This window comes from Lysinibacillus sp. NPDC097279 (genome assembly GCF_044761745.1).
Lineage (GTDB): Bacteria > Bacillota > Bacilli > Bacillales_A > Planococcaceae > Lysinibacillus.
In genome coordinates, this window is sequence record NZ_JBIWDA010000008.1 from 74751 (window position 1) to 86597 (window position 11847).

Annotated in this window: 12 protein-coding genes; 9 read left to right on the forward strand and 3 right to left on the reverse strand. The window is 40.5% G+C overall.

The window, feature by feature from the left end; all coding sequences use genetic code 11:
• The first annotated feature begins 11 nt into the window (after positions 1–11).
• The 9 genes from ACIQ1H_RS21065 to ACIQ1H_RS21105 all read left to right on the forward strand — a co-directional run bounded on the left by ACIQ1H_RS21065 (position 12) and on the right by ACIQ1H_RS21105 (position 8600).
• Positions 12–1445 (forward strand): amino acid permease, encoded by a 1434-nt coding sequence (locus ACIQ1H_RS21065; RefSeq protein WP_402891671.1) that lies wholly within the window; start codon positions 12–14, stop codon positions 1443–1445.
• A 99-nt stretch (positions 1446–1544) separates the two neighbouring features.
• A complete protein-coding gene (locus tag ACIQ1H_RS21070) occupies positions 1545–2078 on the forward strand; it encodes a 3-hydroxyanthranilate 3,4-dioxygenase (protein WP_139859707.1) in 534 nt (177 codons plus the stop codon).
• Positions 2069–3079, forward strand: a complete 1011-nt coding sequence (locus tag ACIQ1H_RS21075; RefSeq protein WP_402891781.1) for an amidohydrolase family protein — start codon at positions 2069–2071, stop codon at positions 3077–3079. Before ACIQ1H_RS21070 ends, ACIQ1H_RS21075 begins: the two co-directional genes overlap by 10 nt.
• Positions 3076–3522 (forward strand): RidA family protein, encoded by a 447-nt coding sequence (locus ACIQ1H_RS21080; protein WP_139859705.1) that lies wholly within the window; start codon positions 3076–3078, stop codon positions 3520–3522. Before ACIQ1H_RS21075 ends, ACIQ1H_RS21080 begins: the two co-directional genes overlap by 4 nt.
• A gap of 11 nt (positions 3523–3533) precedes the next feature.
• Positions 3534–5003 (forward strand): aldehyde dehydrogenase, encoded by a 1470-nt coding sequence (locus tag ACIQ1H_RS21085; protein WP_402891673.1) that lies wholly within the window; start codon positions 3534–3536, stop codon positions 5001–5003.
• Positions 5004–5127: 124 nt separating this feature from the next.
• On the forward strand, positions 5128–5853 hold the full coding sequence (locus tag ACIQ1H_RS21090; RefSeq protein WP_402891784.1) for a 2-keto-4-pentenoate hydratase: 726 nt from the start codon (positions 5128–5130) through the stop codon (positions 5851–5853).
• 19 nt (positions 5854–5872) lie between these two features.
• The gene (locus ACIQ1H_RS21095) at positions 5873–6763 is read left to right on the forward strand and encodes an acetaldehyde dehydrogenase (acetylating) (protein WP_402891676.1); all 891 of its coding nucleotides are present in this window, start codon (positions 5873–5875) and stop codon (positions 6761–6763) included.
• Positions 6764–6780: 17 nt separating this feature from the next.
• A complete protein-coding gene (dmpG, locus tag ACIQ1H_RS21100) occupies positions 6781–7809 on the forward strand; it encodes a 4-hydroxy-2-oxovalerate aldolase (RefSeq protein WP_402891678.1) in 1029 nt (342 codons plus the stop codon).
• 2 nt (positions 7810–7811) lie between these two features.
• On the forward strand, positions 7812–8600 hold the full coding sequence (locus tag ACIQ1H_RS21105) for a 2-keto-4-pentenoate hydratase (protein WP_402891681.1): 789 nt from the start codon (positions 7812–7814) through the stop codon (positions 8598–8600).
• 257 nt (positions 8601–8857) lie between these two features.
• Here the strand turns inward: ACIQ1H_RS21105 and ACIQ1H_RS21110 are convergent, their stop codons facing one another.
• Genes ACIQ1H_RS21110 through ACIQ1H_RS21120 form a run of 3 tightly spaced genes read right to left on the reverse strand, consistent with a single transcriptional unit; the run spans position 8858 to position 11723 of the window.
• A complete protein-coding gene (locus ACIQ1H_RS21110) occupies positions 8858–9652 on the reverse strand; it encodes an ABC transporter ATP-binding protein (RefSeq protein ID WP_173478061.1) in 795 nt (264 codons plus the stop codon).
• A 14-nt stretch (positions 9653–9666) separates the two neighbouring features.
• Positions 9667–10722, reverse strand: coding sequence for a FecCD family ABC transporter permease (locus ACIQ1H_RS21115; RefSeq protein WP_173478060.1), 1056 nt, complete (start codon positions 10720–10722; stop codon positions 9667–9669).
• The gene (locus tag ACIQ1H_RS21120; RefSeq protein ID WP_402891685.1) at positions 10722–11723 is read right to left on the reverse strand and encodes a FecCD family ABC transporter permease; all 1002 of its coding nucleotides are present in this window, start codon (positions 11721–11723) and stop codon (positions 10722–10724) included. Before ACIQ1H_RS21120 ends, ACIQ1H_RS21115 begins: the two co-directional genes overlap by 1 nt.
• Positions 11724–11847 lie beyond the last annotated feature (124 nt).

Consider the following 11847-nt stretch of genomic DNA (forward strand, 5'->3'; position numbering starts at 1 on the left):
GGGGGAAATGTATGTCACAAGACAATCGTTTGCAAGATATCGTTGAAAGAGAAAAGGGATTAAGTCAGAGCTTAACGACACGTCAGCTGACGATGATTGCTATTGGTGGAGCAATCGGGACAGGGTTATTTTTAGGGAGTGGCTTGGCAATTGGCTTGGCAGGACCGAGTGTCATTATTAGTTATACAATCGGTGCATTAATTGCATTATTACTTATGGGCTGCTTAGCAGAAATGACTGTAGCTCATCCAGTGACAGGGTCGTTTGGTGCCTATGCAGAGAAGTATATTAATCCATGGGCTGGTTTTACGGTACGCTATTCGTATTGGTTTAGTTTAGTATGTGCAATCGGGACGGAGGTTACAGCTGTAGCCGTTTATATGAAGTATTGGTTTCCGACCGTGCCTGCCATGGTTTGGATAGTCTTGTTTGCAGCAGTGCTTATGTATGTCAACGCAACAACGGTCAAATTATTTGGTGCTGTTGAATATTGGTTTTCAATCATTAAAGTGGCTGCGATTGTTGGATTTATTATTCTAGCAGTATATGTCATTGTTGGTGCGGATAGTAGCGCAGCTATTGGTACTCAAAATTATACAAATGATGGTGGATTCTTCCCTAATGGGGTATGGGGAATGTGGATTGCTATATTTGTATCGTTGTTCAGTTATTTAAGTATTGAAATGATTGCTGTTAGTGCTGGTGAAGCAAAGGATCCTGAAAAAGCAGTGCCAATCGCGCTTCGTTCAGCCGTTGTTCGACTTGTGCTGTTTTACTTATTAACACTTTCTTTAATGCTGATGATTGTGCCATGGGGGATGGCAGGAATCGATAAAAGTCCATTCGTAAAAGTAATGGAAATTATGAATATCCCAGGAGCAGCAGCTATTATGAATTTCGTCGTACTGATAGCAGCGCTTTCTGCGATGAATAGTCAATTATATATTTCTACACGTATGATGTTTTCTTTATCAAGAGGTGGCTACGCGCCGAAAGTTTTAGGTAAATTAAATAGTAAAAACGTACCTTCAGTTGCATTATTTGCTTCTGTTATCGGTATCGCCATTGCGACAATTTTTACAGTTGTCAGACCAGATGCGGCTTTCGCAACGATGATTTCACTTTCTAGCTTTGGTGCGATGTTTGCTTGGTTTATGATTTTTATTACCCACCTGTTCTTCCGTAAAAAATGGAATGAAACGAACGGGCGCAAATTACCAGTAAGAATGATTGGTTATCCGTACTTAACAATTTTCGGAGCAGTCCTGTTAACGTCTGTTGTACTATCAACATGGTTCTCACCAGACTTTAAAGCTACATTAACACTCGGGTTCCCTTGGTTAATCTTTATTACAGTTTGTTACTTCTTCTGGAAGAAGGCGAACACGAAATCTTCGGTTATTGTAGAAGATACTACAGAGAGCTCAGGAAGCGGGATTATTTAGCTGTAGGCAATCATGGTATGAAGTCGGTAAGACATTTCAGCACGGTGTTAAAATCCATAAAAAAACATAAATATAAAATTTTAGAGGAGTGGTTTTCGTATGGCAACATTACAAGCATTTAATCTATTAAAATGGATCGAAGAAAATAAGCATTCTTTAAAGCCACCTGTTAACAATAAAGTGCTATGGGAGGATTCGGAGTTTATTTGTATGATTTTGGGCGGACCTAATCGCCGTCGAGATTTCCATGTCGATCCATCTGATGAGTTCTTTTATCAAATTAAAGGCGATTGCTTCGTTGAGGTAATTAATGAAGGAAAGCGTGAAGTGATTACAATTAAAGAAGGGGAAGTGTTCATGCTACCAGCCAATGTGCCGCACTCTCCTCATCGAATTGCTGACACATATGGACTTGTCGTAGAAAGGAAGCGGGCAGAAGGAGAGCTTGAGGACTTCGTATGGTTCTGTGAAAACTGCGATCAACAAATGCACAAAAAAACAGTGCAATTAACAGATATCGAAACACAAGTGAAAGGTGCAATCGAAGAATTCAATGGTAGTTTAGAGCTACGCACATGTAAAAATTGCGGTCATGTAATGTCTGAAGAAGTGAGTTTATGGCAATGCGAGTAGATTTTCATACTCATATTATTCCAGAGGATATTCCTAACTTTGTGGAGAAGTTTGGCGGAGAGCGCTGGCCAACTTTAGAAAAAACATGTACGTGTGGTGCGAATATTATGGTAGCAGGTAAAGTGTTTAGAGAAGTGACAGACCAAGTATGGAGCCCAGAAAAACGCATACAGGATATGGATGCTGAAGGGGTGGATATACAAGTATTGTCCCCGATTCCTGTGACGTTTTCCTATTGGGCGGAGGCACATGCGGCAGAGGAAATGGCTCGTATTCAAAACGACTTTATTGCGAATACGGTGAAGCAATATCCGGAGCGATTCATCGGTCTTGGCACAGTGCCACTCCAAGATGTAGAGGTAGCTATTCGTGAAATGGATCGTTGCATACATGAGCTAGGTCTTAAAGGCATCGAAATTGGAACGAATATTAATGGCAAAAATTTAGACGACCCAGCTTTTACAGCATTTTTCGAAATGGCGGAGAAATGGGAAGTGCCTTTATTTATTCACCCGTGGGAAACGCTTGGGAAGGACCGAATGCCACGCCATAATTTTATGTACACGGTAGGAATGCCAAGTGAAACTGCGCTTGCTGCTGCTAGTCTTATTAACGGCGGAGTTATCGAAAAATTCCCAAAACTTAAAGTTTGTTTTGCACACGGTGGCGGCTCTTTTCCTTATATTTTACCTCGCTTAGAACAAGGATGGAAAGTATGGCCGCATCTACGCTTAACGAGTAAACCACCGAGCTATTATGCGAAAAATTTCTATTTTGATTCTTTAAATTATGATCCGCTAAATCTTCAATATTTAATCGATCGATTTGGAGTAGACAAAATTGTGATGGGCTCAGACTATCCCTTCTTATTAAGGGAAATCCCACCAGGGAAGATAGTGGATGAGACACTTCATCTTTCAGAAGAACAAAGAAGGGATATTTTAGGAAGAAATGCCCTAGCCTTTTTAAATATCGAGATAAAGGAAGAGATCGAATCATGACACCAGAGGAAAGACTTGCACAGCTAGGACTTGAATTACCACCTTTACGTCCTGCTTGGGGAGACTATGTAGGTTGTGTAAGGACAGGCAATCTCTTATTTACCGCAGGACAGGGAGTGGATCAGTACCACGGTAAGCTAGGGAGAGATTTGACGACAGAAGAAGGCTATTTAGCAGCTCAGCAATCGATGCTAAACCTACTCAGTGTAGTGAAACATGAAATAGGCGAATTAAGTAAAGTGAAGCAATTTGTCAAAGTATTAGGGATGGTAAATTGCACGGAGGATTTCATTGAGCAGCCTAAAGTAATGAACGGAGCCTCAGATTTAATTGGGAAGGTTTTCGGAGAGAAGGGTAAGCACGGGCGCTCTGCTGTTGGCATGGCTCAATTACCTAATAATACAGCAATCGAAATAGAGATGATTATTGAAATCGAAGAATAGGAGGAGTGGCATTGATTAATGAAAAAGTAATCGAAGGAAAATATTTAAAAGATGCCAAACTATTCATTGGTGGCCATTATGTAGATGCCTTATCAGGTGAAACTTTCGATACGATTAATCCCGCTACAAATGAAATATTAGCATCAGTAGCAAATGGCGGTCAAGAAGATGCAAAGCGCGCAATAGAAGTTGCACATAAAACATTTGCTAGTGGTGTATGGAGCAAGATGCCTGTTGAGGAACGCTCCCGAATTTTATGCAAAATGGCTGATTTAATAATGAAGAATGTTGAAAAACTTGCCTATGTCGAAACGTTAGACGTAGGTAAGCCAATACGGGAGAGTCTAGAATTTGATATACCTCGAGCGGCTGCTAACTTCCGTTTCTTCGCGGAGATGGCGAAATATATGACGCACGAGCATTATGATCAAAGCAAGCATTACTCATATGTGCAATATGCCCCAGTCGGTGTGACAAGCTTAATTATTCCGTGGAACTTGCCGTTTATGCAAATGACGTGGAAGGCATCTGCTGCTCTTGCTGTAGGTAATACCGTTGTCATCAAGCCTGCTTCTTATACACCGCTAAGTGCCATCATGCTTGGAGAAATAGCGAATGAGGCGGGATTACCTCCAGGGGTGCTAAATATTTTGACAGGTCCAGGCGGTATTGTAGGAACAGAAATGGCGACAAACCCTGCTGTGAAGAGAATCTCCTTCGTGGGTGAATCAAATACAGGAAAAACGGTTATGCGTAATGCTGCTCAAAATTTAATTCCAGTTTCGTTAGAGCTTGGTGGCAAATCAGCTAATATTGTGTTTGAAGATGCTGATTTAGAAGAAGCAGTAGCAGGGTCAATCGAAGCCATTTATCGCAATCAGGGAGAAATTTGCTTAGCAGGCTCCCGAATTTTAGTGCAGGAAAGTATTTATGATCAATTTTTAGATAAATTCGTGGCAGCTGTGAAACAAATTAAAGTCGGAAACCCTCTCGATATGACAACAGATATGGGTGCTTTAGTTTCTAAGGGGCATTTAAAGCTCGTAGATGAGTATGTGAAAATTGGTCTAGCTGAAGGGGCGAAACTAGCTTACGGTGGTAAGGCTGTCGCTTCATTACCTGAAGGGAACTTCTATGAGCCGACTGTTTTGTACGATGTCAATAATCATATGCGCGTTGCTCAAGAGGAAATATTTGGTCCTGTCCCTGTCATTATTCCATTTAAAACAGAAGAAGAAGCTATTCAGATAGCGAACGATTCTATTTATGGATTAGCAGGGGTAGTATGGACGAATGATTTACGGAGAGGACAGCGTGTGACAGCCCAAATTCATGCGGGCTTATTATGGGTGAATTGCTGGTATGTGCGGGATTTAAGAACTCCATTTGGTGGAGCGAAAGCTAGTGGTATTGGGCGCGAAGGCGGTCGTCATAGCTTTGAGTTCTATAGTGAAACAAAAACAATTACCGTGAAAAAATAAGGAATGCATAAACAAACAAAAGCTGGTATAGCAACCGCTTTTGTTTGTTTTACTAAGGAGAGTGAATGTGGTGTCAGAGAAAATTAAGCATTATGCTACACAATTACTAACAGCTGAAAAAACAATGCAAAGCATCGTTCCTTTAACAGAGTCGGATGCAAGTTTAAGCAAAAAGGATGCTTATGAAATACAGCTTGAAACAGTAAAAATGAAGCTGGACGAAGGTCGACACGTCGTTGGTAAAAAGGTTGGTTTAACAAGCGTAGCTATGCAAAAAATGCTCCATGTAGACGAGCCAGATTATGGTCATATATTAGATGATATGGTGTTTGGAAATGAAGCTATTATAAAAGTGTCTAGCATGCTTTCCCCAAAAATTGAGGCGGAAATTGGTTTCGTACTAGGAGAGGATTTAGTAGGACCGAATGTAACCTTTCTCGATGTCATGATGGCTACTGACTATATCGTGCCGACAATTGAAGTAATTGATAGCAGAGTAGAGGATTGGCGCATTAAATTAATTGATACAGTAGCTGATAATGGCTCGTCTGCAAAGGTCATCGTCGGATATGAAAAGGCGAAGGTAAATGAAGTTGATTTACGGACAGCAAGCATGGCACTTTACAAAAATGGAGAGCTACTCGCGACAGGGGCAGGGGCTGCTGCACTGGGACACCCTGCACACGCTATTGCTTGGTTGGCAAATAAATTACATGAGTTTGGCATTACACTTAAAAAAGGCGAGCTTATTTTACCTGGCGCTTTATCTGCGGCAGTTGTAGTAAATGTTGGGGATAGTATAGAAGCAACATTTGGAGGCATCGGATCAGTAACAGTTCACTTTGAATAATGTGAAAGGAGACAAGGATATGGGCAAAATCAAAGCAGCTATACTGGGCACAGGAAACATAGGCACTGATTTGCTTTATAAATTAGAGCGCAGTGAAGTGATTGAAGTTGTGGCGATGATTGGGATAGATTCACAATCAGAAGGTTTGAAGCGTGCCGCAGAGAAAGGGTATGCGACGTATTCAAATGGCATCGAAGCTATCGTTACCAATCCTAACCTGGCGACTATCGTGTTTGACGCTACATCAGCGAAAGCTCACGTACGCCATGCGAAAGTATTGAAGGAGCTAGGGATTTTAGCGATTGATTTAACCCCAGCAGCAAAAGGACCGTTCTTTTGTCCAGCAGTGGGGACTACGGAAAACTTACTCAATTTACACAATGTCAATATGATTACGTGTGGTGGCCAGGCGACGATTCCAATCGTCTATGCGGTCAACCAAGTTGCAGATGTACTATATGGGGAAATTGTGGCGACTATTTCAAGCTTAAGTGCAGGACCAGGGACGAGGGAAAATATTGACGAGTTTACAATTACGACGCGCCGTGGAATCGAAGAAGTAGGTGGAGCAAATACTGGAAAAGCGCTCATTATTTTAAACCCTGCAGAACCACCTATCCTTATGCGAGATACGATTTATTGTGAAGTGAAAAATATGAAAGAAAAGGCAATTCGTGATTCTATTTATACAATGGTAGAGAAAGTGAAGGCATATGTGCCAGGCTATCGTCTCAGACAGGAGCCATTATTTGATGGCAACCTTGTAACAATTTTTATAGAAGTAGAAGGTGCTGGAGATTATTTCCCTCCGTATGCAGGGAATTTAGATATTATGACAGCTGCTGCAACACGTGTTGCGGAAGATTTTGCGCGGGCCATATTAGAAAGAACGACATTAGAGACGCATTAAGAAAGGGGGTAGAATACATGAATTTGCAAGTTAATAAACCCATTCGATTAACAGAAGTGTGCCTCCGAGATGGCAGTCATGTCGTGGCACATCAATTTACAGAGCAGCAAGTACGAGATGTTGTGAGAGGATTAGATGATGCAGGCATGCATTATATAGAAGTAAGTCACGGAGATGGCCTTGGAGGCTCCACTTTTCAGTATGGCAAATCGCTCGTGAATGAGATGAAGCTCATTGAAGCAGCTGTTGCTGCATGTACCGAGTCAAAAGTTGCTGTGCTGTTAATACCAGGCATTGGTACTGTACACGAATTGAAGCAGGCAAATGATTTAGGTGCTCGCTTAGTGCGTGTGGCTACACATGTAACAGAGGCAGATGTGTCAGCACAACATATGAGCAAGGCACGCGAGCTAGGGATGGAGACAGTAGGCTTTTTAATGATGGCTCATTCTGCACCTGTGGAAAAGTTAGTGGAGCAAGCGAAGAAAATGGAAAGCTACGGTGCTGAAGCGGTCTATATAACAGATTCTGCTGGCGCATTGCTGCCACATGAGGTGCGTGAGCGTGTGCGCGCTTTACGACAATCGTTGCAAATAGAAGTAGGATTCCACGCTCATAACAATTTATCTTTGGCAGTAGCGAACACGGTCGTTGCTATAGAGGAAGGAGCGACACGGATTGACGGGAGTGTGCGCTGTTTAGGAGCAGGTGCAGGAAATACACAGACAGAAGTGCTATTAGCTGTGTTAGACCGCATGGGAATTGATGTAAGTATTGATTTATATAAAATGATGGATGTCGCAGAAAATATTGTAGGCCCTCTCTTGCCAGGCTCGCAGGAAATTCGAAAAGGTAGCTTAGCATTAGGGTATGCAGGGGTGTACTCAAGCTTCCTGCTTCATGCAGAGCGTGCGGGGAAGAAATTTGATCTTGATCCACGCGATATACTGATTGAATTAGGTAAACAAAAAGTAGTAGGTGGTCAGGAGGATATGATTATCGATGTCGCTGCTGAGCTCGCCAAAAAAAGGGAAATTGAGGTGTAAAAATGACGGTACAAATAAATCAGCAAAAAATGGTTGATTATTTATTTGAGGCAGAGCGTGATGTAAAGGAAGTCATCAAGCTAACAGACGACTACCCACAGTTGACGATACAGGAGGCTTATCGGATACAGGATGCTTTACTAGTGCGTAAGCTAGAGGAGAATGGCACGAAGCAAGTAGGCGTAAAGCTAGGGTTAACGAGTAAAGCAAAGCAGCAGATGATGGGAGTCAACGAAGCGATTTATGGCTATTTACATAGTGATATGCTCGCGCTAGAATGGGAAACGATTGAATTTTCACAGCTCATTCATCCGAAAGTTGAACCTGAGATAGCCTTTTTTTTAGGTGAGGACTTGGCAGGGGAGGCAGTTACAGAGGCGGATGTTGTAAAGGCAACAAAATACGTCGCACCTGCCCTTGAAGTAATAGATAGCCGTTATAAAGATTTTCGCTTTACATTAGCAGATGTAATCGCAGATAATTGTTCCTCGGCGAAATTTATTGTTGGTAGTAAGTGGGTTTCTCCTCATATGCTTGATTTGGGACAAATCGGCATGGTACTAAGTAAAAACAGCACTGTGGAGCAAACAGGCTCAAGCGCGGCTGTATTAGGACATCCTGCTTCTGCCATTGTGTGGGCAGTGAAAGAATTAGACAAGGTAGGAAAAGGCTTTAAAAAAGGCGATATTATTTTAAGTGGTGCGATGTCTGAGGCGATTTCTTTTCAGCCAGGTGATACAGTCGTAGCAGATTTCGATGTGCTCGGGAGTGTGACATTATCTTGTAATTAAATGACAGTGCTTCTTTCTTCTTAATTGGAAAAAGACGATTACAACCTCAAATGATACTAGTAGCAATAAGAGTTTTGTAACATTAAAGGGAATAAAATATACCACATGCCAGGGTAACGTGAAAGAAATCCAGCTGAAAATTATTTTGCTTATAATGTATTCTTCAAGTAAATAGCCCCGTAAAAGTTAGACATTAAATCTAACCTTTACGGGGCATTTTAATTAGAGTTTTTTAACAAAATGATTAGGTAAAAGCTTTAAGAAATAACTCTTCCTTTACCAAAGGGGATACATAAAGGCGTTCCGTAAATAGGATCATTTGTCATCTGACATTCTAAATCGAAAACATGTTTGACTAAAGAGGTTGTCATAATTTCTTCAGGTTTTCCTTGTTGGTAAACGCCTCGGTCACGCACCGTAATAATGTGATCAGCATATCGACATGCTAAATTTATATCATGTAGAACCATAACGATTGTTCGATTTTGTTTATTTAACTCAAAGAGTAAGTCTAAAATTTCAATTTGATGTGTTAAATCTAAGTATGTTGTAGGTTCATCTAATAAAATAATATCTGTATCTTGAGCTAGTGTCATAGCAATCCAAGCGCGTTGACGTTGACCACCTGAAAGCTCGTCCACTGGTTTATCTTGCAACTGATCAACGCCTGTCGCTTTTAAGGCGTTTAACACGATTGCTTCATCTTCTTCAGTCCATTGCTTCCGCCAGCTTTGATGAGGATAACGGCCTTGTTTAACAAGTTGTAACACTGTTAACCCTTCTGGAGCAACGGGTGATTGAGGAAGAATGGAAAGCTTTTTAGCTACTTGTTTCGTCGATAACTTAAAAACATCTTGACCATCTAATAATACCGTACCTTGCTTCGGCTTTAATAATCGAGCAATTGAACGCAAAAGTGTCGATTTTCCACAACCGTTTGCCCCAATTAGCACAGTAATTTCATTCATAGGAATAGATAGATTAAGATCTTCAATTATATTGGAATCACCATAATTTAATGTAAGTGATTTAGTTTCTAACGTTTTAGTCATGAAGTTTGACTCCTTTATTTTCTAGGGTTTCGCAATAATAAGTAGATGAAATAAGGGGCACCAATAGCAGCTGTAAATACTCCTGCTGGCACTTCTAAAGGACTAAATGCAGTTCGTCCAATAATATCTGCAACCATTACTAATAAAGCACCAATAGCAGCGGATGTAGGAATTAATACACCGAATGCTGGACCTACAATCCGTCTTGCAATATGTGGTGCCATTAAGCCGACAAAACCAATAGCGCCTGCAAATGAAATAGCACAAGCAACGAGACTTGAACTCAAAAGTAATAGGAAAAAACGAGTTTTTTGTACAGTTTGACCTAAACTAGCAGCTGTATCATCACCCAATTCTTGCACATTTAACTGTCGAGTAATAAAGACTGTTAGAAGCAGGAGGATGATAATAATCGGAACTATAATTTGAACTTGATTCCAATCAGCACTTTTGACGCTTCCTGTAATCCACTTATTGGCTTCACTAGCTTGATAAATTGGACCAATTACCATTAACATTGTTGTAATAGCCTGCATAAAAGCTGAAACCCCAATACCAATTAAAACAAGACGAGTTGCTGTCACACCATCTTTCCAAGCAAAGATATACACAATAAATGCAACGACAGTAGCTCCGATAAATCCAGCGAGAGGTAGCCATTCAATACTAACTGTTAATGAATGATTAGAGTCGCTAAAAATAGCTAAAAACCCAACTACCGCAGCTCCACCACCAGCAGAAATACCGATAATATCTGGTGAAGCAAGTGGATTTTTAATAAGGCCTTGTAAAATAGCACCCGCAACGGCTAACGCCATACCTGCAAATGCCGCAATAAAAATTCTTGGCAGTCGGAAGTCAATAATAATTAATTGATCGAAATCCGAACCTTGTCCGAGTATCGTTTGCAATACTTTTATCGGATTTATAAATGAATCTCCAAATGATGCACTAAAGAAAAAAACCAATAATGCAATGAGGCTAATAAACGTTAGTTTTTTAGAAGCTTTTATATCTAATAAAAAGGATATTTTATTTTGTAGTAAACGAACTGTTTTTAATTGTTTCATTATTTTTTTCCACCTTTTCGCGCAAGGTAAATAAAGAATGGCGTACCAATCATGGCTGTCATTACGCCTACAGGCACTTCTTGCGGCATAATGATGTAGCGTGCTGCAACATCAGCAACCAATAATAATATGCCACCTAAAAGTGCAGCCATTGGAATAAGCCAGCGATGATCTGTGCCAACAAACTTTCGCGCAAAATGCGGTACTACAATTCCTACAAACCCAATTGGGCCAGCTATAGCAACTGAACCCCCTGCTAAAAAGATGACAATAATGCCCACTGTTAATTTCATCATTCCTAGTGGTAAGCCTAAGCCTCTTGCTATATCATCCCCAAGGGCAAGAATATTCATTTTAGAAGAGATTAGGAGAGCAGCAATCCAACCAATAACTAAATATGGTAACACAGATATTAGAATCTCTAGCTTTCTCCCTTGTACAGATCCAGCTAACCAAAACAGTACTTGCTCAAGTTCAGCTTCGTTTGTTGCCAGTAAACCTTGTGTAAAAGAAGCGAAAAGTGCGCTGATGGCGGCCCCAGCTAACGTTATTTTGACTGGTGTTACGGCGTCACGTCCAGATGAACTAATGCCATAAACTGATAGAGCAGCAATTGTAGCACCTAAAAATGCAACCCATGCTAGAGATTGTAAACTCGAAATATGGAAGAAAATCATGGCAAATACGACGGCAAAACCTGCTCCAGTATTAATTCCTAAAATCCCTGGTGATGCGAGTGGATTTTTCGTTAATGTTTGCATAAGTACCCCTGTAATAGCTAAGGAAGCCCCTACACATGTAGCAATTAAAGCTCTAGGGATACGAACATTTTGGATAATAATATGCTCGTTAGAATTATTAAACTGGGTAAAAGATTCAATCGTTGTTTGTATGGAGGTATTTGCATAGCCATAGACAATACTTATTCCCATGCAAATAAGTAAAAGAAGCAATCCTACTATTAACGCTATAGACTTTGAAGCATTATTTTTTAATATCATAAATTCGTACTCTTTCTTTATATAGAATGCACTAACGTTTGATTAAAAATATATTGACAGTAATAAATTCTTACAATATTATTGATTCGTTCTTACTAAAAATGATAATCATTATCATCAAACA

Coding starts and splice junctions, on each gene's coding strand:
- ACIQ1H_RS21065 (WP_402891671.1), top strand. CDS start 12: ATGTCACAAGACAATCGTTTGCAAGATATCGTTGAAAGAGAAAAGGGA.
- ACIQ1H_RS21070 (WP_139859707.1), top strand. CDS start 1,545: ATGGCAACATTACAAGCATTTAATCTATTAAAATGGATCGAAGAAAAT.
- ACIQ1H_RS21075 (WP_402891781.1), top strand. CDS start 2,069: ATGCGAGTAGATTTTCATACTCATATTATTCCAGAGGATATTCCTAAC.
- ACIQ1H_RS21080 (WP_139859705.1), top strand. CDS start 3,076: ATGACACCAGAGGAAAGACTTGCACAGCTAGGACTTGAATTACCACCT.
- ACIQ1H_RS21090 (WP_402891784.1), top strand. CDS start 5,128: ATGCAAAGCATCGTTCCTTTAACAGAGTCGGATGCAAGTTTAAGCAAA.
- ACIQ1H_RS21095 (WP_402891676.1), top strand. CDS start 5,873: ATGGGCAAAATCAAAGCAGCTATACTGGGCACAGGAAACATAGGCACT.
- dmpG (WP_402891678.1), top strand. CDS start 6,781: ATGAATTTGCAAGTTAATAAACCCATTCGATTAACAGAAGTGTGCCTC.
- ACIQ1H_RS21105 (WP_402891681.1), top strand. CDS start 7,812: ATGACGGTACAAATAAATCAGCAAAAAATGGTTGATTATTTATTTGAG.
- ACIQ1H_RS21110 (WP_173478061.1), bottom strand. CDS start 9,652: ATGACTAAAACGTTAGAAACTAAATCACTTACATTAAATTATGGTGAT.
- ACIQ1H_RS21115 (WP_173478060.1), bottom strand. CDS start 10,722: ATGAAACAATTAAAAACAGTTCGTTTACTACAAAATAAAATATCCTTT.
- ACIQ1H_RS21120 (WP_402891685.1), bottom strand. CDS start 11,723: ATGATATTAAAAAATAATGCTTCAAAGTCTATAGCGTTAATAGTAGGA.